Raw genomic sequence first — 20,158 nt, forward strand, 5'->3', positions numbered from 1 at the left:
TTCTTCTCCGCGTGGCCGCCCTGGGACGAGAAGCGTCGCTATGGCGGGAGCACCTTGGTGATCGCTGTCCCCGTGACCTGGATAGCGCCATCGCGGAAGGCCATCTCGATGAAGGCTCGGGGCGCGTCCGGCCGAAGGCCCTCGGACTCGATGATCGTGTCCAGCTCAGCCTCACGACGGACAGCGATGAAGGCTCGCCACTCCTCGTCGATCTCGCCGCTCGCGGATACGGAGTCGATGAGGGCTTCGATGAGGTCCTTCTTGTTGCGCAGGCTCGGGCTGGCGTCGACGGCCCGGCTATCTCGGCGCGGATCTCCTTATCTTGGCCGTTGCCTCGCTCATCGCGGTACTTCTGGACGAGCATGAGGATGTAGTCGACGTTGATCTCGACCTGCTTTATAAGCTCGATCTCGAAGACGTCGTCGTCGTTGATCGACTCCTTATCCGCATCGGTCTCGCTGCGGAACTCCGCGTACAGGTCGAGGTAGCGGCTGCGGTCGTCCTGGGCCTGTCGCTCGGTCAGGATCTCGTCGCCGGCGAAGTCGTCGAACGAGGTCAGGATGTTCTGCAGCCGCAGGATGGCCCCGAACAGGACGATGAACGCCTTCTTTGCCTCCTCCCCGACGATCGGGGCTCCAACCGGGCAGGTGTCGAGCAGCTCGGCGACCCTGTCGGCGTACTCGCTGTAGTACTCGCCGCACGGCTTGAGCAGCACGATGCCACCGGCATCCTTGTTCCCGAACAGCGCGATGGCATCGTTCGTCTCGTCCTCGAGGTCACGGAACGACACGATGTTGCCGTACGTCTTGACTGAGTTGAGGATGCGGTTGGTGCGTGAGTACGCCTGGATCAGCCCGTGGGCGCGCAGGTTCTTTTCGGCGAAGAGCGTGTTCAGGGTGGTGGCGTCGAAGCCGGCCAGGAACATGTTGACGACGATGACCAGGTCGACCTCGCGCTGCTTGAGCCGCAGCGACAGATCCTTGTAGTAGTTCTGCAGTTCGGAGACCTCCTGGGGCGTGTACTCACCACCGGACTTGCCGGCGGCAGAGGCATACATCCGCATGAGGTACTCGTAGGATTCGCCGAAGGTGTCTATGGTGTGGTCGGAGAAGTTGCCCAGGTCGAGGTCGCCGACGGCGTCGAGGAGTTTGACGAGCTTCTCGTTGCGCTTGGCGATTGTGGCGTCGAGCTTGGCGGACTTGACGTCGAGGTCGTCGAACAGGCCCTTCAGATCATCTTCGGAGTCGGTGCCGAAGGCGGATCGCTCGATGTTGTTGAAGAACCGCTCAAGCCTTTCGTTGAGGTCCTCGTCACGCGGGGCACGCTCGCGTATATTGACGAACAGCTCCGAGGGCAGGATGTAGAAGCCCTTCTCCGCCACGGTGTCCTTGCGGCCGTACTCCGCATCCGAGTCGCCGAGACCGGCGTAGTCGAAGTCAGTGTCACCGGCTTCGCGCTCGCTCTTGTTGAGGTATGCGGTCAGGTTCTCAGAGATGAACCGGTAGAACAGCATGCCCAGCACGTAGCTCTTGAAGTCCCAGCCGTCGACGCTGCCTCGTAGGTCGTTCGCGATCCGCCAGATCGTCTTGTGGAGCTCGGCGCGCTGTGCTTCCTTGGTCGCTCCAGCCATCTCCGTTCGTCTACTCCTTCGCACCAAGAGTTGCCCACCGAGTGCCCCGGCATCGATTCCATGGGCGACGATTCTCAACGTATCAGCGGCTACTAACCGAGCGCGCGCAAGCTGATCGGTGTGCCCGTCACAGGGTTTCAGGGGGAGGCCTGATGTCACGCCCACCGTGGACAGTCCCCTAACCGTGACGTACGCCCCCGGGGACGAAGGAAGGGTGCTCAGGCACCTCCGCGCGCTCTGTCATCGATTGGCACCGTCAGAAATCGATGACGACAGGTCTAGGCGTCTTGTAGCAGCTCTCTCGGATCCACTCCCAGCTCCTCCGCCAACCGCTCCAAGCTCTGCAAGGTGAGGTTCCGTTCACCTCGCTCCAGGCCGCCCATGTAGGTGCGGTGGACGCCGAGTTGGTCGGCGAAGGCCTCTTGGCTCAGTCCGCGGGCTTGCCGGTAGGAACGTAGGTTTTGCCCCACGATCCTCTGCAAGTCCCCGACGGTCACGCCTTCGAGCGTTCCGGTCCGCTACTTGAGAGTCTACAGACTTATAAGTAGCATCAGGTTGTCAGAGTCACCTGATGGGGGAGGGCACGATGAGCGGCGGAGAGTAAGAACGACCAAAGGTCTATCAGGCTGCCTCGCGGCGTTCAGCGTCGCGGGGCAGTTCCGTCTCCAGCGTCCAGGTGAAGGCGAAGCCGGATTTCGGCATGAGCCAGCCGGGTACCTCGACGGAGATGACCTTCCCCGGAACGGCGGCCGGTGTCCGGGTTACGCGCGCCGAGCGGGCGGTCGCGACGGTGTCGCTCACCCGGATCTGTGCGATGGCGGTGTCGGTGTAGTCGAGACTGAGCGACAGGTTCTTGCCTGGTTGGGGTAGCTCGAAGAACAGCCGGTGTCCCCACGTGGGCGTAACGGTACGGAAGACCTGCCGGATGCGGACCGGGTGTCCGGACATGGCGTTGGCGTCCAGTCGGACGGAGTAAGTCTGGCCGGTCTTGCGTGATGTGCGGCGAATCGTTTGCGGCACGCCGTCGACGCTCAGATCGAGCAGCTCGTAGAAGTCCCGGCTGCTGGCGTCCATGCCCGGCCGGGGTGTCATCAGCCAAACCGAGGTCGCCGGGACGTCTTCGCGAAGCTCGTCATACTCCGCCCGATCAGCGACACAGGCGAAGCGGCGGGTCGGCGCGCTCGGGATCGTGGTGTATTCCCATTCCACAGTAACGTCAAACAGAGGAGCACCTTCGGTGCTCCTCTCTACTGCAGTAGAGAGCCGAACTTTTACGTCGACGTCGTGCCAGCGCTCGGCGGCGCGGATCGCTTGGTCACGGATGTCGGCATAGAGCTCGCGGGCGAACTGCTCGTCGCCAAGGCGCAGGCTCATGACGTTGGCGGCGATGTCGTCGAGCAGCTCCGGGTTGGCGACGCGGCGCAGGTCCTCTGGGTGGATGGCGAAGCCCTCGACGACCGCATCCCGCATGGTCGGCGCCTGCTCCTTGATGATGTCGCGAAACTGCGCGACAGTCTCCTCCTCTTGATCGCGCCGGAAGCTGTACTCGAAGAGGGTGCCGAGCAGTCCCGCGCCGAAGAGTGTGCCGCCCAGTTCGCCAAGCGGGAGGGCGTGCAGCCAGCCCCAGGCGCCAAGATTGAGCGTACTCAGCCAGGCGTTGGCCATGATGAACAAGATACCGGCGAGCGTCAGACCGACCGCCAGCAAGGCCGCTTTTGCTTTGCGGAGTCTACGTAAGGGAGATGATCGATGTTTGTGGGCCATGTTACTGTCGCTATTGTACGAGAATAGCGACAGAACCTCAATGCCGCTCACGTATTTTCGGTCAATAATCCAAGAATGTGGACGTCGCAGCGCTTCCCGTTAAAGAAATAGCGCTCACGAAGGATTCCCTCGTTGACGAAGCCAAGCCGGGTGAACAGGCGGAGCGAGGCGAGGTTGTCCGCGTTGACCCAGGCTTCGAGGCGACGCAGCCCGAGGTATCCGGTGGCCCAGTCGATGACGGCCTGGGTAGCGGTGACCCCGTAGCCCCGCCGACGATGGGCTGGGTTCCAGACGCAGACGCCGACGTGGGCGACACGGTTGCGCCAGTCGATGGCATGCACGGAACACTCGGCGACTAGATCCTCACCGTCGCGAAGGACGAAGGTGTAGTCGCTCGAAGGCTGTGGTCCGGCCGTGAGATTGATCCTCCGCCGTAGTTCGGCCGCGCTACGCGGCCGCCAGTACGGCGCCCCGTATTGGGCCAGTTCCTCCCAGTCCCAGCAGGCGTTCAAGATCTCCGGAATGTGTGCCTCGCTCAGCGCCTCGATCGTCGGCATCGGCGTCCCCCCGCCTTCATCGCGCGTCCGGCCAGGACCGGATCCTTCGGGCATGCTACTTATAAGTCTGTAGACTCTCAAGTAGCGGACCGGAACGCTCGAAGGCGTGACCGTCGGGGACTTGCAGAGGATCGTGGGGCAAAACCTACGTTCCTACCGGCAAGCCCGCGGACTGAGCCAAGAGGCCTTCGCCGACCAACTCGGCGTCCACCGCACCTACATGGGCGGCCTGGAGCGAGGTGAACGGAACCTCACCTTGCAGAGCTTGGAGCGGTTGGCGGAGGAGCTGGGAGTGGATCCGGTGAGACTGCTGCAGGATTAACCCGCCCGGCCTCCCCTGCTGGAGAAACGCTCGAAGCGCCGCGCCTCGCCGTCGTACACGGGGGCCAACTCGTCTGGGACTTCTGGGCCACAGATCGGCGGTTCGACGATCTGAATGCTTACCTAGGCGCGCAAGAGGTCACGAGCCAATGCGACAACCGGTCCGTTGCATTTCTGATGGTGATGCTATTAGCCCAATGATCGCCGTCATCGGCGTGTTCGCGAAGGCCCAGAAGGCTCGCCGCATCACCCTAATTCTAGCGGCCAGGATCCACTGATTCGAGGCTGTCACAACTGCGCGATCCGGCGACACACGATGTCGACTGACACGCAGCGGTGTCCCAGGCGGAGATCTTGGTTAGATCTTCACTTCCGGGGCCCTCCCAAGTGCGACCAGTTAACTATACGGCAGCGTCCGACAGGGAGGCGGATACGCCCTTTTGTTCTTGCCGTGGCCGTTCGCTCGGGGGCTCACTGTGCCATCTTTGAGGAGGTTCCATCCGGACTAGTCGCCCACCCTCGGCAAATCGGTGTTGCCCTCTGCTTCCCAGTCCCTTGAATCCACCCACGCGATCATGCAGGCCCCAGGTGCGCGCTGAACCCTGTCAGGCGGCGGCTCCAGGCCGCGGCGTTGAGCTGGTCAAGCCCGCCCCTTGCCGGGGTGGTCTCGTGGTCGTGGTCCCAAGATCTACTCGTACGCGGAGTAGCCGACGCCGGAGCGCTCATGCATGTCGGCGAGAGTGACATTGTCGGCGGACTTGACGTCGACACGGCCCTGCAGGAGGTCGGAGTGGTAGCGATGTGTGAAGCCGCCCGACCCTCGGCGCAGTGTCAGTGGATGGGTGGTGTGATGGTCATGGTGAAGATCCGTCGCCGGTCCTCGGGCGGTCGAGGGAAGCGCGAGCGGCTGGCAGCCATACTCAGGTGAATGTGGCGCGCTTATCCCGCCGCGTTCTGCTCTCAGAAGGAGCTTCGAGCACGCGACTGCGGGGCGACACCAGTATGCTGCCCAACCTCGCTTACCGACCTCGGCTCGGTTAGGCTAAACGGCATAGTGATGGACGCGTTTCGACGAAGAAGTCGTACACGGAGCATGGATGATTGGGGCTGACATGAGGGCTTCCTTCACTATCTCTCCTTTCTTGCCTGACGGCCGCGGGAACAAGCTAGAGCGTTTCGAAGTACGCGACCATGGCAACTACTCGGATTCACTTCTACTTCTTTGCGGTTCCGACGAGGTTGCTGGCCAGGTGCGCCTATCGGTCGACAATGATCTTGAGAACGTGATACTCGGCCCAAAGTCTAGTAAGAAGTGGACTCACGCATTCTTCTTCCCCAAAGGGGTACCCCAGGAGATCATTACCCTCTGCGAGCATCTGACAGAGTGGCTGACGATTCCTTGCAGTCCCGGCATCGATATCACATTGAGCCTCGACTGGTACAAGCAGCCCGGCAACTCCGGAGAACTGGTTCTAACCGAGGCTGGGAAATTGATTCAGTGGACGAAGTATGCGGCTTTTCCAGATGGTTCCAGCTCGCACCAAGCACGCAAAGACCTGATGGCCGCACTGGGCGAGACAATTCGTATTCATCCGGTTCTTTCTGCGGCAGTCGTTGCCACATCTCATCCTAGCAGCAAAGGGGATTGGGCGAGTTTCGGTGAAAGATTGGACTGCGATGTCGCGGCTAGAGTCGGAAAGAGGTTTGTTCCGACAAGCGGGCTAACACGTGAAGAATAAAAGGGGGAAATCGCCCACCATGTGCGGAACGACTTCCAGCTCGATGAGGTTATGCAAGGGACTGTCATCCTTATCGGCGACGTCTTCCACACCGGAACCACACTGGAATCGACGGCCCTGGCTGCCCGCCGAGCTGGAGCATCCCAGGTGCTGGCGCTCACCGCTGCGAGGACGATACGGAGGTAAGGACGTTTGACTGAGCAACTGGAGCTGGCCCTCGCGGCGTTCGAGACCCTTAAGACCCCTTCGCGAGTAGCTGGTGCACTCCGCGAAGGGGGCGCCTCTGCGCTTGAGACGGAGTACGCAGGCCTCCCCTCTGGCACCCGGAACTGCGTGGATCAGAAGGCTCGTGAGATGCGACGGAACCACATCGACGTCGTCCTGTTCGGGACGAAGGACTTCCCGGGCATCCTGGTTTCGGATCGACGGCCTGTTGCGCCAGTTATCCTCTTTCGCGGCGCCAAAGACCTCTTCTACAGGGACGGCATCGGTATTTGCGGATCACGCCACGTCAGTGACCGCGGCCTGGACGCGGCCTCGCGTTACGGGAGGTACGCGACGGAGATGGGACTCACCGTCGTCTTGGGCTACGCGGCGGGAGTGGACGCTGCGGCGCTCCGCGCGGGTGGCAGCACCGTCATCGTGCTTGCCGAAGGCATGGACCACTTCCGCATCAATCGCGCGTTCGCTGGCGACTTCGACTGGGATGGGATCCTTGTCCTCTCACAATTCCCGCCGTCACAGCCTTGGATGCCACGCGCGGCGATGGCGAGGAACGCGATCATTTTCGGCCTGCCGAAGGCCTTGCTCGTGGTCGAGGCAGGTGAGCGCGGGGGGACCTTGGCTGCGGGCGAGGGTGCCCTGAAGCTCGGGCGCGCCGTGATAGCGGTCGACTTCGGCGACGAGACACCGCCGGGTAACCGCATACTCATTGAGAAGGGTGCCCGGCCGGTCAGGACGCCGCCCCAACTGAGGGCGGCCGACGAGGTGCACTCGGCCCCATTCGTCGACGATACGCCCACGCTCTTTTAGCGTGGCCGGGTGTCCAGTGTTTGAACGGCGCTGATGTCGTTAGACCGGGTCAGTGGAGGAGCTTGACATCGACCCGGAATCTGGGTAATCCTGCCCGTCGGAATCGTTCTCGGAAGGAAGGTCGTATTCCTTCTTGGGGCGGGTGATGATCTGGATCACTCTCTTCTTAAATTCGGCCCTGAGTCGTTCGTTATCGCTAGGGATGAGTTCATTAGAATTCGGGTCAACTCCGTACTTCTCCCGCATGGCGAGCAGGTCGGACGATAGCTGAACAGTTTCAGGATCGAGTATCCCTTCCCAGCCTAGCCGTTCCCACCCGTTTTCGGATTCATATATATGTGAATGCCAGAACGACTCTGCTGGCTGCGCTTTTCTCCCATGCATTTCACCTCCGCTCTCAATGTGATAAAAGTCACCTATGCGCTCTAATAGTGTCACAATTTACTCCCCTGAGTCAAGACATATTGTCCGCGGTGCTTTCGCCGCCTTCAGTGACCCTTCTGTACGCGCCGAGGACCCTTGCATACCGAAAAACGGATGCGGCGACAATCAGTGAGCCAACAATTGATCCAACGAGGCCGAGCCACCGAATCGGGCTCGCGGGAACGAGCGATACCGCAAAGGTAAGGGTGGCGAGCGAAAGAATGAAGCTCAAGATACGAATTTGAATTGGAGAACCGAAACGGGCTCGATCGCTTCCCTGCTGAAACGAATCTGCGGCCGCTAGAACCAGCGCAAGTATCGCCAGCACGAGAGCTGGTTGTATGGCGTTGCCCGGGGGGAGGATAATACCGGCCCACGGTAGTATGTAGAGGGCCCACATGACAACCATCATAGTCACTGAGGCAATCACTAGTCGCAATGATGGTCCGCCAAGGTTCTCCACATGCTGAAAGGTGACATGGAGTGCGTGATCCGCTCGTTCTCGATACCCATTTCCAATGAAGCAGTGGGCATTGATCCCACTGCTCGAGTTTCTCGACCACAGCACACCTTCCCCAGGAAGCGTGTCGAAGGAATCTCCTTCTGGCGTGCGCTTGTGAGCACGTATCCTATGGTGGGTGATGAATACTTCGCGAGGGGCTTCGCAAAACAACTTGTAATCTGAGGTTCGCTTGGCCCATGGCACGTGAATCCTCATGTGGGTCGGAGGGACGCCAAAAAATGCTCGAAAGAAGTTCTTGGCGGAATTCCAGGCAGCGGAAAGTCCTCCAATTCTGGCTCGAACTGGGTGCTGATTGTATTCTTCAATTGCATGGCTATGCCTGTATCTGAGTAGGCAGGGGCGATTTTCGTGTTGCTCCACCTCAATTAGGACCAAATAACGCTCAGTAAGCATTTCACAGAGAGCGTACAACCCCTTTATTCGATCCGCCGTGAAAGGGATTTTCAATTCGGGAAGCAGCTCAGGCTCACCATCTTCAACCTTGAATACGCTATCCAATGCCAGGCGAGCCTTGGCGACGTTATTTTCCTGGGGGATCTTGAGCAGGGTTTCCAGTGCGTCCAGGAGGTGTTCGAGGGTGGAATCGACCCCAGGTGCAGAAAAATCTGAATCCGAATGATCGTTAAGGGTGATTGGTCGTATTAGACTCATGAATCGAAAGTAAATCAAGTACTGCGCCACCCAGATGTGGCTCGCATGGTCTATTCGAGTTGCCTGTTCCGGAGGGCTCAAAATTTCAAAGTTGAGCAGTTTTCCCTTCTTTGGGTGCGCTATGTCGATGACTGCGGGGGATTGGTGTGTCTCTAGGCTACTACTGCTTGCTTTTGAGGAAAATTCTATCTCTATTTCCCGGGTGTCCAGTCGACCTGTAATTTCGCACACTTCGCGAACCTGAGATATGTGCCTCTCCGGTTCCCGCATTAGGGCAAGCAGGCTTACGGCCATTACCTGATCATCTTGATGCTTCACTCTCGTACCCCCCAAAGGTACCGCCTATTCACGGCTAGCACAGGAATGTACTTCAACAACAGCCGCTACTCACCCGAACGAACTCTTGTTTGGAGACCCCCGGTTGACGCATGGTGCCCACAACAGTCATATGCTCAATTGAAAGATGGGAGTCTTCAACGTGACAAGCGTAGGGGCTTCTACTCTAGATGTCACGCAGACGACGAGAGTCATGCGGGCCATCAGGAGGTGACTTCAGGTCTTCTCAGGTGGCGATGCGTGCCAGCCAGTGGTGCTGCTGTCAGCTGGGGCGTCCCGTGACCACGCCTCACGCCGACGGTGTCGCATACCGACGTCGGACTCAGCTCGACTTGCTTTAGCGCTGTCGGTGGCTGATCCAGGACTTCAGTGTCGGTCCGAGGCCGAGCCGGGGGATGAAGGCGGCCTGAGTCAGCGGTCGAGTGGGTAAGATCGCGACGACCGGCCCCACGCATCTGTCGTGGTCTTTGGTTACAATCCGACAAATTGACGACGGGGCCCAAGATCAAGCGTGGTTCTTTGAGAGTGGCGCGGTGCGGACTGTGCTGGCTCGCGATGTCGCCCACGATGCTGGCGGCGTCTTGGCCGGGGCGGGTGGTTGTTGAGCGTTGGCTGTTTCCAGCGTCATCGTGGGCGACCTGTTCAGAGGCGATGACCTTGCACCGGCGAGCCGCGTCGTCAACCGCGCGAGTTTGCGGAGCACGACTGGGGGTCTGGTAGTCGGTCAGCAGCACGGCGCGTAGGCGAACGCGCGCTCCGGGGCTGGAGATAGTGGTCCGAGAGCACGTCACGAAGCCGGTTGACCATCCGCACCCGATCGGCGACCAGATCGGTGCGGTGGGCAACCAACTACCGCGACTCGCTCACCAGCGCCGCCGGCACCTTGACGTCGGTCAGGTCGTGGCGATGACGGATGTTCACGGCGATAGGTGTCCTCACGGGCACCGGCCTCACCTCACCCTCGCAGGCAGTCGCTGTCCGATCTGGCCGTGCGCTCGGGCACGTACTTGACCCGCTGGCCGCTCGCGGGCGAGCAACACAAGCAAGCAGCCCGGAGATCGTCCCGGTTACGGAGCGAAGTACTTCATAGCCGTCAGCTTGCATTATCTAGAGCCACCTGAATATGACTCCCAAGCGACCGCGTGAGCACCCCTCTACTGATGTGTGCGTCTAGGTCTAACTCGAACAGCGGCCAGAGCTCCCCGTGCCAGATCACCGACACGATGAACGGCGTGGTCGAAGGGAGGAGCGCCGCTCCCTCGGTGGTGTCGTACGCGTCGGACTGGCCGTGGCGCCAGTCGATGGCCTGGATGGTGCGTTGGTCCTCCTGCCAGAGGGAGAGCTCCGGGGTGCGCATGTCGATGAAGTAGTACCGGCGGGCAGATACGTGTACCCAGACGTGATCCTCGTCTGGGGTCGTCAGGGTGAGCGTGAGTTTGGGTGAGGCTACGAGGACCCACTGGCTGGAGAGGTATGAGGCGATCTGCCGGAGTCCTTTGTCGCTGTAGCGGCGGACCTGACGCTGGTCGTAGCCCTCGGCGGTGCCGAACTCGGTGAGGCGATCGAGATGGGTCGACCCGCTGGCTGCAAACCCGAGCGAGGCGGCCGCGGCGCGAATGGCGGTCGTCTGATCGAGCGACAGGATGGCGTCGCGCAGAGCGGTGTATGCGATATCGGGATTGCCCGCTCCGAGAATGTGGCAGATCACCGCGCAGTCGGCGACGCCGGTGGGCGTGACGCCGTCGGCTCTGCGGCGCAGTGCTCGAAGCTCGGTGAGGACTTGCTCGTCGAGTGCCATCCGCTCGACCTTCCCTGGGGACTACTTCCCGTGTCGGAGGCCTCCACGGTGTCACTTTCGTGTCACGACGAGATGGGGGTTCGGGGACTGGAATCGGGTTGTCAGCAAGACCATCTTCCGAAAGGACCGACTGACATGTCCGAAATCCAGCCCTACACCGGCGGCGCCGCCCTTGCGCCGACCAGTTCGGCGCCGTGGACATCCCACGGCCGAGCGATCTCCCGTCTGAGCGCCTCTACCGAGCTCGCGACGCTGAAGGCGACCGCCCAGGCCCAGGTCGAGCAGGCCCGCCTAGATGCGATCGATCAGGTGGCCGCGCGCGGCATGCAGGGGGTTGCCATGGTGACGCAGTTCGAGCAGCAGCTTGCCCAGGCGGTGCCGTTGGCGGCGTCCCGGCTACAGGCGATCGGGGACATGCACGCCCTGCAGGTGGCGATGGAGATCTCGTCGTTCACCAGGGGACTGGGGCGGTGAGTGCCGTGGTCACGGTGTTGATCGCCCTGGCTTTCCTGTTCGTGGGGCTGGTCGTCGCGTACACCGCTCTGGTCGTGATGGAGGTCGTCGCGCGGGAGCGGCGCCGTCGGGCGGCGCTGGTCCGTGCTCAGCAGGCCGAAGCGCGCATCCACGCGGCGTCGGCGCAGGCGGTGCAGCAGATGCTGCAGGTGGCGCGTCAGGTCCAGAACACGGACCGTCCGTAGCTCCCGTCTGGCCCCTCCGGCTGCCTCGATCAAGGTGGGCTCAGGTGTTCGCAGCGCCTGAGCCCACCCGGGCAGACCAGCTCCACCCCTCAACCCTCTCTCGCCAAAGAAAGGCTCGTGGTATCGCCATGTCCACATTCACTCTCGCAAGCACCGCTGTCTCGGACAAGTCCTCGACGCCGCTGTCGGCCTTCGAGTTGCAGGCGGCACGTCGGCAGCTGTCGGCGTTCGTCGATGCCCAGGCGGATGACCTGGCCGCTCGTCTCGGCTTCGGCAGGGCCCCGGTGGTCGCGGCCCCGTCGACCTACCAGCAGCTGCGCGGCGCACTGGACCGCTCGCTGACCACGAAGGACCCGCTGCCGGTCTCGTCGGAGAACAGCGCGACGGTGATCTACGACCGACCGGAGGTGAACTTCGCCTTCCGGTTCTGGCATGACGTCTCCCACGTCCAGCACGGCCTGTCGTTCTCGCTGGAGGACGAGCTAGAGCTGGCACTGTGGCACCTCGGGGTCCTGGAGCATGGCGGCCTGTCGCCCGAGTCATTGGCCTACCGCCTGTTCCAGGCCGACGTGCTGGGGCAGCTGCTCCTGATGGGCCTGGCCGGTCGGTTCCCGTTCGACCAGGAGAAGTTCGTCATCGGCTGCGTGGTCCTCGGGCTTGACCAGGGTCTACTCGCCGAGATCCGCCGCACTCCCGGCGAGGCCCGCGATGAGTGATGGGCCTGACCCCGGGGGCTGGATCGGGCGGATTGTCGGGTGGTGCTTCGCCCTGCTCGTCGGCGCCATGGCGCTGTCCGCGGCGGTGGACATCATCCAGGGCATCTGGTGGCAACTGTGCGTCGGCGTGCTCGTGGCCCTGGTGGTGGCGGTCGTTATTGCCATTCTCCGGCACCGCTCGCGCTTCTGACCGCAAGAAGGCTATCTGTGACGTGTTGTAAAAACTACAAGCCATTATTCCGCAGCTCGTCATCTTGCTTGACAGATATTCCGGTCGGTGATGTACGTGCGCGCTCATCCTCTTGCATTACTTGGGGTGGGCGCGCATAGTACGCCGCACCTTACGGCGAAGTCAGGCAAGGAAATGCCGGGCGCGTCAAGAGAGGAAGGAGGAATCATGCCGGAGAAACCCGTCACACCCCGGAAAGGGCAGAAACCGCGCCAGCCCGCACGCCCGGGTCGCCCCGGTCGGCCGAAGAAGGACCAGCACATCGTGGTGCGTTCCGAGCCTCGCGCCGAGCCGGATTACCGGCTGCTTGCCCGGGCGGTCATTCGCGTGGTCCTCGACGAGCAGCGCCGGGCCGCCGGCGGCCCGGAGGAGGACGACCATGACCCGTCCTGATCTCAACTGGGTCGGCCTGGTCTTCGAGCAGAGCGTGGACGTCGACCAGGTCCGTGACGCCCTGACTGCACTCGCTGTCCTGCCGTTCGCGCCACTGATCGCGCTGGAGGTCATCGCTCGGCGTGGGCACGTGCAGTGGCGGGTCGGCACCGCCGGCAAAGACGTCATGGCCGTCACCCGAACCCTGCTGGCCCACCTACCAGGACTGCGCCTCTCCAACGTCACCGCGGATCCAGCCGTCAAGCTCCAGCAGGCCGCGACGGTCCGCCTCGGCCACTCCCAGAGTCTGCCGTTGCGTAAGGATGCGGCCGAGCCTGTCACCCGCAGCCTCTACCGGGTGCTCGCGGCGACGCGGGGCCACGACGTCGTCCGCATCCAGATCGTCCTCGGTCAGCGCTTCGCTCCCCGAAGCCTGTCTGCCGACGAGTCCTCCGGGGCGGAGGCCGCCCGGCACGCTGCCCAGCATGGCTTCCGCGTCAGCGTACGCGTGGGTGCCGGAGCCCGGAGCGAGGCGCGGGCTGCGCAGCTGATCCGACAGGTGGGTGCGGCGTGGCGGGGCCTGGAGGTTCCCGGCGTGATCGTCGAGCTGTGGCGCATCCGGTCACGGGCCCTCACCGAGGCGCGCGCCCCGGGCTGGTGGTCGCTGCGGCTGCGGGTCGATGACCTCGCCCGTCTCGTCGGCTGGCCACTCACTGAGGAGCTACCCGGTCTTCCCGCCGCCCATCCGCGTCTGCTCGCTCCCGTGATCTCTCCCGCCAAGGGGCGTCGACTGGGCCTGGCCGCTGTCGACAAGAAGACGCCGGTGCGGCTCATGGTCGATGATTCGTTGCGCCACCTGCACGTGATTGGGCCGACAGGCGTGGGCAAGTCCACGCTGCTGGCGAACCTGGCGCTCCAGGACGCAGCCGAGGGGCGCGGCCTGGTCGTGGTCGATCCGAAGGGCGACCTGGTGGGAGACATCCTGGCCCGCCTCCCGCAGGATCGCCGTGACGATGTCGTCGTCCTCGACCCGACCGCCGAACGGGTGGTGGGCATCGACACGCTCGGTGGCCCGTCGCCGGACCTGGCCGCCGACACGATCCTCGCCGTCCTCCATGCACTCTTTGCTGATTCCTGGGGCCCGCGCACCGGCGACATCCTGCACGCCAGCCTGCTCACCCTGGCCCGTTCGGGTGGTCTGCCCGTGGCTCTCGTCCCGGCACTCCTGACCAACGACGGCTTCCGCCATCAGCTGGTTGGACGGGTCGCACCGGCCGACCCGCTTGGGGTGGGCGCCTTCTGGAGCGGATACTCCGCCCAGAGTGAAGCTGCCCGCGCCCAGATGATCGCGCCCCTGATGAACAAGCTCCGGCCCCTGCTGATGCGCCCCGGCCTGCGCGCCACGTTCGGCCAGATTACACCCCGCCTCGCCCTCGCCGACGTCTTCACCCGCCGGCGCATCGTCCTGGTCTCACTCGCCAAGGGCACCCTCGGATCGGACGGAGCCCAACTCCTCGGATCGCTCGTCGTCGCACTCCTGTGGCAAGCCGCCCTGGAACGCGTGGCGATCCCGGCCAACCGGCGCCATCCCGTGATGATCTACATCGACGAGGTCCAGGACTACCTGCGGCTGCCTGGCTCGCTGTCCGACGCCCTGGCCCAGGCCCGCGGCCTCGGGGTCGGCTTCACCCTGGCCCATCAGCATCTCGGCCAGCTGCCGACCAGCCTCAAGAGTGCGCTGCTCGCCAACGCCCGGTCCCGGGTCAGCTTCACGCTGCCGCACGAGGACGCGAAGGTCATCGCACCGACCACCGACGGGACGCTCGCTCCCGAGGATTTCACCGCACTCCCGGCCTTCCACGCCTACGCCCAGCTGCTCCACCACGGCAGCCGCCAACCACCCGTCTCCCTGGTCACCGAACCACTCGCCCCGGCCACCGCGGACGGGCGCGACCTCGCGACCGCCTCGGGCCGGACGTACGGGCGGACCGTCGCCGAGGTCGACGCCCGCCTCACCGACCTGATCAACGGGGCACGGCCGCCGGATCCCAATGGTTCGCACCCGCCGCCCGCAGGCACTCCGGCCAGCACCGAACGGTTCGGCCGGCGCCGCATCACCCCAACCCCACGAAAGGAGAACCATGATGACGACACACCCTGACACCACCCCAGACGGCAGCCTTCCGGCCGCTGCTCCGATCGGCTCAACTACACCGAGCGCATCTGACGAAGCCACGCCCACACCGGGCACAACAATGGCGCCGAATACCGACGTTTCGTCGGTGCCGTCTCCCCGCAGGATCGGCGGGCGGGCACTGACCAAGCTGCGCCGCGACCTGACCGATCGCGACTGGCAGATCCTGCGGCTGATCGGCGACCACCGCTACCTCACCACCCGCCAGATCGAAGGCTTCTGTTTCACCAACCTCGGCAGCCCCGAGTCGGCCGACCGCACCGCCCGCCGGGTCCTTGCCCGCCTCGCCAGCGGCGGCGTCCTGCGCACCCTGGCACGCCGCATCGGTGGCGTCCGGGCCGGATCGAGCGGCACCGTCTACCTGTTGGCACCGGCCGGCGCCCGGCTGCTGGCCGGCGACGACGGGCGGCACTTCCGCAGCCGTGAGCCCTCGGAGCGCTTCCTGGCCCACTGCCTCGCGATCGGCGAGACCCACCTCGACCTCAACGACCTCACCACCGCCGACGACATCGAGCAGGTCACCGTCGCGCTCGAACCGGCCTGCTGGCGCCCCTACACCGGCCCCGGCGGGGAATGCCACAGTCTGCAACCTGACCTGGCCCTCACCATCCACGGCACCGACTACGAGGACCGCTGGTTCCTCGAGGTCGACATGGGCACCGAGTCGATCCCGACGATCCTCACCAAGTGCGCCCAGTACGACACCTACCGGCGCACCGGGGCCGAGCAGACCGCCCACGAGGTCTTCCCCAGCGTCTGCTGGCTGATGCTCGGCGCCAAGGCCGACACCCGCACCGCCCAACTGCGCGAGCGGCTACGCGCCCTTCGCCACCCCGAGGGGATGTTCCACGTCTGCACCGAAGACCAACTGCGTCTCACCCTGACCGGAGTAGTGGCATGAGTGGGCCACGCAACCAGATCCTCCAGGGCGACGCCGTCCAGCGTCTCGGCGAGCTGCCCGCCGGGTGGGTCGACCAGATCATTACCAGCCCGCCGTATTTCCGGCTCCGCAACTACGACGCGGACGGCCAGTTCGGCCTGGAAGACACGGTTGAGGACTACGTGGCGACCCTGCGGGCCTGCGTCGCCGCGATGCGCCGGGTCCTCGCCCCGACCGGCACTCTCTGGCTCAACCTCGGCGACAGCTACAGCCTCCGCCCCAAGGACGGCGCGGCGCGTAAGAGTCTGCTCGGCGCTCCTGAACGCCTGATGCTCGCCCTGATCGCCGACGGCTGGACGCTGCGGAACAAGATCATCTGGGCCAAGACGAACCCGATCCCGACGAGCGTGGCCGACCGTCTCTCGACCACCCACGAGGTCATCTACCTCCTCGCTGCCGGTCCCCGCTACCACTTCGATCTCGACGCGATCCGCCAGCCGCACCGCACGCCGCCGCCCACAAGCAAAAGGCGTCCGCGTCAGCCGGGACGGCCGGGGTATCCGAAGCGCACTCGGCCCGGGTGGCTCGGCCCCAACGGAGACGGGGACGACGGGCTCGCGGCCCTGAAGGCCCGTGGCGCGGTCGGTCACCCACTCGGCAAGAACCCCGGTGACGTGTGGCAGCTCTCCCCGAGCCACTTCCGCGGCGCCCACTTCGCCACGTTTCCCGAGGCGCTCGTCCAGCCGATGATCCAGGCAGGCTGCCCCCGACTGCGCTGCAGTCGCTGCCGCGCCCCGTACGCGCACGCCGTCGTCCGCCACGACGACACGGCCGAGCGTCAGCCTGAGCGGCCCACCTGCGGCTGCGACAGCCCACCCGAGTCCGGACTGGTACTGGATCCGTTCCTCGGCTCGGGCACCACCGCCGTCGTCGCCGAAGCCGCGGGCCGCGACTGGCTCGGCATTGAGCTCAATCCCCGCTACATCGCCATGGCCCAGCAGCGCATCACGGCTGCTCGTGCCAACAACAACTCAGCACCTCTGAAAGGAGGACCATCATGACCGACAACCACGAACCACAGCCCGACGACGCCGAGCGCGAACACGAGGCCCGCCGCCACCCGCGCATCTGGATCGCCTCACTCGCTGACTACAACGCCGGACTGCTCCACGGCGCCTGGATCGACGCCACCCAGGACCCCGAAGACCTGCACGCCGCAGCACAGGAGATCCTGGCCACCAGCCGCGAACCCGGCGCTGAGGAATACGCCATCTTCGACTACGACGAGTTCGGTAGCTACCGGGTCGGCGAATACGAACGGCTCGACGACGTCAGTGTCATCGCGAAGGGCATCGCCGAGCATGGCGACCCGTTCGCCGTCTGGGCCGAACTCCACGACGGTGACCCGGCCATGATGGCCGCCTTCGAGGACAGCTACCTGGGCACCTACGACAGCGCCGTGCAGTGGGCCGAACAACTCCTCGACGACGAGGGCATCCCCGGCCTGCTCGACAAGGCGATCCCCGAGGACCTGCGCCCCTACGTCTCCATCGACTACGACGCCTGGGCACGCGACGCCGTGGCCAGCGGCAGCATCGACATCGAAGACCTCCCCGACGGCCGCGTCGTCATCTTCGACATCGCCTGACCCCCTTCCAGCAAGGCCCCAGCTCGTCGGGAGACCGCAGCCGACCCGTGATCCTCCTGGATCGCCGGCTGCACCATCCCGAGGAGATGGGCCCGGGACCCGTACGAGTCCCGAAGCGAAATCCCGAGGAAGGAGGAACCCGTCATGAAGACACTCGCCATCCGCCTGGAAGACGACCAGCACGCCAAGCTCACCATGCTGGCCCGCCTGGCTGGCATCTCCGTCACCGACGCCATCCGCACCGGCGTCGAGAACCAGATTGAGACCATGGCCGCCGATCCCCGGATCGCCGCCAAAGCCGACGACCTGCAGGCCGAGATCGAACGGGAAGCCCGCGAAGCTGCTGCCGCCCTCAGCGCCATGTTCGGCACGAGCAAGCCCAAGCCTCGTACTGGCACACCCAAGACGTCCTCGTAGGGCGCCCCTCCACCCCAACACCCGGATGAGGACTTGAGCTGCTCACCACGAGCCGCTCAACCTCATCCGGGCAACTACCCCGACCAGCACCGAGGACGCATGCAAGGAATAGGGAGAACCTTACGTTGCCAAACATTCCCCCTATTTCAATTGCGTCCCATAATTTCATATAATAGGGATGTAGAAAACCGTAAACATGAAGATGTGAAACGGCTGCATGTATCTCCATCGGGGTCGAGACCACTCAACAGGAACAATCTCCAGGAAGCCACTCACTACAAGGGGTGGTTCTTGTACCCGTCACCACCATAAAAGGAGAACTCATCATGAGTAGCTACCGACAGAAGAAGCGACCCGCGGCAGAGGATGAGAAGCGCAACTGCGTCCTCTATCTTCGGGTGTCGACCGCCAGCCAGACGTACACCGCACGCGACATCAGCAAGGACGGCAACTCGATCGCCGTCCAACGCGAAGAGACGATGGCCAAGGCCAACGAGCTCGGGCTGGTCGTTGCCAAGGAGTTCGTCGAACCGGGCCGCAGCGCCCAGACGATGGAGAAGCGCCCGGTCTTCCGCCAGATGTTGGCCTACGTCTCCGAGCATCCCGAGGTCGGCGCGATCATCGTTTACAGCCGCTCACGTGCTTTCCGCAACGTCGAGGACGCCATGCTCACCCGGCGCAACCTGCGCATGCTCGGCGTCAAGCTCATCTCCACCAAGGAGGACTTCGGCGACAGCTTCGAAGGCGACGCCATGGCCACCATCACCGATGCGATGAACGAGCTGCAGTACCGCCTCAATGGCCAGGACGTGAAGCTCAAGATGGCACACAAGGCAAAGAACGGCGGCACCATCACCCGCGCCCCGATCGGCTACCTCAACACCCGCATCACCATCGACGGCCACCTGGTCAACAGCATCGGTATAGACAACGAACGAGCGCCGCTAGTCAGGCTCATGTTCGAGCTCTACGCCACGGGGGAGTACACCATCCCGCAGCTCACCGAGGCCATGCAGGATCAAGGACTCGAAGCACGGCCCACCGGCCGGCACCTCGCCCCACGTCCGATCACCCGCGACACCGTCGAGCGCGTCCTGGGCGATCCCTACTACGCCGGGTGGATCTACTACGACGACCAGCTCTACGAAGGCCGCCATGAAGCCCTCGTCGACCAAGAGCTCTTCGACCGTGTCCAGGACGTCCTCGACGCCCGGTCGGGGATCGGCATGCATATGCAGGTCCATCACCACTACCTCAAGGGCATCCTGTGGTGTGACCGCTGCCATGAAGCCGGACGAGAGAACAGGCTCATCTACATGGAAGCCAAAGGCGGCCAGTATGCCTACTTCTTCTGCGTGGGACGCTACCAACACGTCTGCGACTTGCCCTTCCTCCGGGTGGAGGCCGTCGAAGACGCCATCGAGCGTCACTACACCACGCTCCCTCTGCCAGCTCGCTACGGCGATAACCTCCGTGCCGCTCTCGAAGAGGCCATGGATGCCCAACAGCACATCCAGCACGATTTGGTCACCAACCTGACCCGGGAGTTGGCGAACCTAGACGAGCAGGCCGATCGGCTGCTCCACGCCCTTATGAACGGCCTGTCCGCCGAGGACAAGGTGCAACGGCTGCTGAACGACATCCAGCTCAAACGCCGCAGTATCGAAGGCCGGATCGCTCGAACCGAAGATCACCTCACCGAAGGACTGGAACTCACCAAGACCTGGATCACACTGGCTGAGCATCCACAAGACTTCTACGGGCAAGCAGCCCCCGATGTACGGCCCCAGCTCAACCGCGGCTTCTTCCATCGCCTGCGACTCGACCTCGACGACAGCGGCCGTGTCCAGGTCGAGCATGAGCTTCGCGAGCCGGTTGCCAGTCTCTACCGAACGGCCAATGAATTGTCCGAAGGGGATCGCTCGCGCCCCTCGAACGTGATCGAAAACATGAAAGAAGGACGCCCTGTGGAGGACGTCCTTCGTGAATCTTCATTTGTCCTGTCGGACCTTGGACCTCGTTCTGAGGTCGTTTGTTCCAACATGGACCATCTGGTCGGGGTGACAGGATTTGAACCTGCGGCCTCTTCGTCCCGAACGAAGCGCGCTACCAAGCTGCGCCACACCCCGTCCGCCCTGCCGGGCGGCCGATGCCCTCGCGGGCACTAGAGAACTGTAGCGCACCGGTCCCCGGGAGAGAAATCGAGGGGCGCGGGTGGACGGCCTCACGC

19 protein-coding genes, 1 tRNA gene and 2 pseudogenes are annotated in these 20,158 nt (G+C 63.7%); 14 read left to right on the forward strand and 8 right to left on the reverse strand.

Annotation, left to right across the window (positions count from 1 at the left end):
* Positions 1 to 38: 38 nt before the first annotated feature.
* From R0145_RS18350 to R0145_RS02430, 4 genes and pseudogenes are all read right to left on the reverse strand, one after another.
* Positions 39 to 1,630, reverse strand: a pseudogene (locus R0145_RS18350) (type I restriction-modification system subunit M).
* A gap of 278 nt (positions 1,631 to 1,908) precedes the next feature.
* Positions 1,909 to 2,127, reverse strand: a complete 219-nt coding sequence (locus tag R0145_RS02420) for a helix-turn-helix transcriptional regulator (protein ID WP_317838841.1) — start codon at positions 2,125 to 2,127, stop codon at positions 1,909 to 1,911.
* A 124-nt stretch (positions 2,128 to 2,251) separates the two neighbouring features.
* Positions 2,252 to 3,394, reverse strand: coding sequence for a hypothetical protein (locus tag R0145_RS02425; RefSeq protein WP_317838842.1), 1,143 nt, complete (start codon positions 3,392 to 3,394; stop codon positions 2,252 to 2,254).
* A 47-nt stretch (positions 3,395 to 3,441) separates the two neighbouring features.
* Complete coding sequence (locus R0145_RS02430; protein WP_317838843.1) at positions 3,442 to 3,951, reverse strand: GNAT family protein; 510 nt, start codon at positions 3,949 to 3,951, stop codon at positions 3,442 to 3,444.
* A gap of 133 nt (positions 3,952 to 4,084) precedes the next feature.
* Here R0145_RS02430 and R0145_RS02435 point away from each other — a divergent pair, with 133 nt between their 5' ends.
* From R0145_RS02435 to R0145_RS02445, 3 genes are all read left to right on the forward strand, one after another.
* Positions 4,085 to 4,273, forward strand: a complete 189-nt coding sequence (locus tag R0145_RS02435; protein WP_317840130.1) for a helix-turn-helix transcriptional regulator — start codon at positions 4,085 to 4,087, stop codon at positions 4,271 to 4,273.
* 1,096 nt (positions 4,274 to 5,369) lie between these two features.
* Positions 5,370 to 6,011, forward strand: a complete 642-nt coding sequence (locus R0145_RS02440; protein WP_317838844.1) for a hypothetical protein — start codon at positions 5,370 to 5,372, stop codon at positions 6,009 to 6,011.
* Between the two features lie 192 nt (positions 6,012 to 6,203).
* On the forward strand, positions 6,204 to 7,043 hold the full coding sequence (locus tag R0145_RS02445) for a DNA-processing protein DprA (RefSeq protein ID WP_317838845.1): 840 nt from the start codon (positions 6,204 to 6,206) through the stop codon (positions 7,041 to 7,043).
* Positions 7,044 to 7,497: 454 nt separating this feature from the next.
* Here R0145_RS02445 and R0145_RS02450 read toward each other — a convergent pair whose 3' ends face one another.
* Both R0145_RS02450 and R0145_RS02455 read right to left on the reverse strand, forming a co-directional pair.
* Positions 7,498 to 8,958 (reverse strand): hypothetical protein, encoded by a 1,461-nt coding sequence (locus tag R0145_RS02450; protein WP_317838846.1) that lies wholly within the window; start codon positions 8,956 to 8,958, stop codon positions 7,498 to 7,500.
* 1,111 nt (positions 8,959 to 10,069) lie between these two features.
* Positions 10,070 to 10,774, reverse strand: coding sequence for a hypothetical protein (locus R0145_RS02455; protein WP_317838847.1), 705 nt, complete (start codon positions 10,772 to 10,774; stop codon positions 10,070 to 10,072).
* A gap of 135 nt (positions 10,775 to 10,909) precedes the next feature.
* Between R0145_RS02455 and R0145_RS02460 the strand changes: the two genes are divergently transcribed.
* From R0145_RS02460 to R0145_RS18355, 11 genes and pseudogenes are all read left to right on the forward strand, one after another.
* Entirely contained in the window at positions 10,910 to 11,248 is a 339-nt protein-coding gene (locus R0145_RS02460) for a hypothetical protein (RefSeq protein WP_317838848.1), read from the forward strand.
* On the forward strand, positions 11,245 to 11,472 hold the full coding sequence (locus tag R0145_RS02465; RefSeq protein ID WP_317838849.1) for a hypothetical protein: 228 nt from the start codon (positions 11,245 to 11,247) through the stop codon (positions 11,470 to 11,472). The genes R0145_RS02460 and R0145_RS02465 overlap by 4 nt, the downstream gene beginning before the upstream one ends.
* A gap of 128 nt (positions 11,473 to 11,600) precedes the next feature.
* Positions 11,601 to 12,188, forward strand: a complete 588-nt coding sequence (locus tag R0145_RS02470) for a hypothetical protein (RefSeq protein ID WP_317838850.1) — start codon at positions 11,601 to 11,603, stop codon at positions 12,186 to 12,188.
* Positions 12,181 to 12,378 (forward strand): hypothetical protein, encoded by a 198-nt coding sequence (locus tag R0145_RS02475; protein WP_317838851.1) that lies wholly within the window; start codon positions 12,181 to 12,183, stop codon positions 12,376 to 12,378. Before R0145_RS02470 ends, R0145_RS02475 begins: the two co-directional genes overlap by 8 nt.
* A gap of 207 nt (positions 12,379 to 12,585) precedes the next feature.
* Positions 12,586 to 12,810, forward strand: a complete 225-nt coding sequence (locus R0145_RS02480; RefSeq protein ID WP_317838852.1) for a hypothetical protein — start codon at positions 12,586 to 12,588, stop codon at positions 12,808 to 12,810.
* On the forward strand, positions 12,797 to 14,950 hold the full coding sequence (locus tag R0145_RS02485; RefSeq protein ID WP_317838853.1) for a type IV secretion system DNA-binding domain-containing protein: 2,154 nt from the start codon (positions 12,797 to 12,799) through the stop codon (positions 14,948 to 14,950). The genes R0145_RS02480 and R0145_RS02485 overlap by 14 nt, the downstream gene beginning before the upstream one ends.
* 121 nt (positions 14,951 to 15,071) lie before the next feature.
* Entirely contained in the window at positions 15,072 to 15,884 is an 813-nt protein-coding gene (locus tag R0145_RS02490) for a replication-relaxation family protein (protein ID WP_317838854.1), read from the forward strand.
* Entirely contained in the window at positions 15,881 to 16,924 is a 1,044-nt protein-coding gene (locus R0145_RS02495) for a site-specific DNA-methyltransferase (RefSeq protein WP_317838855.1), read from the forward strand. The genes R0145_RS02490 and R0145_RS02495 overlap by 4 nt, the downstream gene beginning before the upstream one ends.
* Positions 16,921 to 17,511 carry an antirestriction protein ArdA gene (locus tag R0145_RS02500; RefSeq protein WP_317838856.1) on the forward strand — a complete coding sequence of 197 codons (591 nt, stop codon included), beginning with the start codon at positions 16,921 to 16,923 and terminating at the stop codon, positions 17,509 to 17,511. The genes R0145_RS02495 and R0145_RS02500 overlap by 4 nt, the downstream gene beginning before the upstream one ends.
* A 144-nt stretch (positions 17,512 to 17,655) precedes the next feature.
* Positions 17,656 to 17,928, forward strand: a complete 273-nt coding sequence (locus R0145_RS02505) for a hypothetical protein (protein ID WP_317838857.1) — start codon at positions 17,656 to 17,658, stop codon at positions 17,926 to 17,928.
* A gap of 326 nt (positions 17,929 to 18,254) precedes the next feature.
* Positions 18,255 to 19,079 (forward strand): annotated as a pseudogene (locus tag R0145_RS18355) (recombinase family protein); the annotation flags it as partial.
* Between the two features lie 405 nt (positions 19,080 to 19,484).
* On the opposite strand, the gene R0145_RS02520 reads toward R0145_RS18355, so the two are convergent.
* Complete coding sequence (locus R0145_RS02520; RefSeq protein ID WP_317838860.1) at positions 19,485 to 19,787, reverse strand: hypothetical protein; 303 nt, start codon at positions 19,785 to 19,787, stop codon at positions 19,485 to 19,487.
* A gap of 193 nt (positions 19,788 to 19,980) precedes the next feature.
* Positions 19,981 to 20,057: transfer RNA gene (locus R0145_RS02525), tRNA-Pro, on the reverse strand.
* Positions 20,058 to 20,158: the final 101 nt, after the last annotated feature.

The sequence above is a fragment of the Raineyella sp. W15-4 genome, from assembly GCF_033170155.1.
Lineage (GTDB): Bacteria > Actinomycetota > Actinomycetes > Propionibacteriales > Propionibacteriaceae > Raineyella.

Bases quoted from the DNA above. Each gene is read 5' to 3' on its own strand.
- R0145_RS02425 (WP_317838842.1), bottom strand. From the start codon at position 3,394: ATGGCCCACAAACATCGATCATCTCCCTTACGTAGACTCCGCAAAGCA.
- R0145_RS02430 (WP_317838843.1), bottom strand. From the start codon at position 3,951: ATGCCGACGATCGAGGCGCTGAGCGAGGCACACATTCCGGAGATCTTG.
- R0145_RS02440 (WP_317838844.1), top strand. From the start codon at position 5,370: ATGATTGGGGCTGACATGAGGGCTTCCTTCACTATCTCTCCTTTCTTG.
- R0145_RS02455 (WP_317838847.1), bottom strand. From the start codon at position 10,774: ATGGCACTCGACGAGCAAGTCCTCACCGAGCTTCGAGCACTGCGCCGC.
- R0145_RS02460 (WP_317838848.1), top strand. From the start codon at position 10,910: ATGTCCGAAATCCAGCCCTACACCGGCGGCGCCGCCCTTGCGCCGACC.
- R0145_RS02470 (WP_317838850.1), top strand. From the start codon at position 11,601: ATGTCCACATTCACTCTCGCAAGCACCGCTGTCTCGGACAAGTCCTCG.
- R0145_RS02475 (WP_317838851.1), top strand. From the start codon at position 12,181: ATGAGTGATGGGCCTGACCCCGGGGGCTGGATCGGGCGGATTGTCGGG.
- R0145_RS02480 (WP_317838852.1), top strand. From the start codon at position 12,586: ATGCCGGAGAAACCCGTCACACCCCGGAAAGGGCAGAAACCGCGCCAG.
- R0145_RS02485 (WP_317838853.1), top strand. From the start codon at position 12,797: ATGACCCGTCCTGATCTCAACTGGGTCGGCCTGGTCTTCGAGCAGAGC.
- R0145_RS02495 (WP_317838855.1), top strand. From the start codon at position 15,881: ATGAGTGGGCCACGCAACCAGATCCTCCAGGGCGACGCCGTCCAGCGT.
- R0145_RS02500 (WP_317838856.1), top strand. From the start codon at position 16,921: ATGACCGACAACCACGAACCACAGCCCGACGACGCCGAGCGCGAACAC.
- R0145_RS02505 (WP_317838857.1), top strand. From the start codon at position 17,656: ATGAAGACACTCGCCATCCGCCTGGAAGACGACCAGCACGCCAAGCTC.
- R0145_RS02520 (WP_317838860.1), bottom strand. From the start codon at position 19,787: ATGCTCGACCTGGACACGGCCGCTGTCGTCGAGGTCGAGTCGCAGGCG.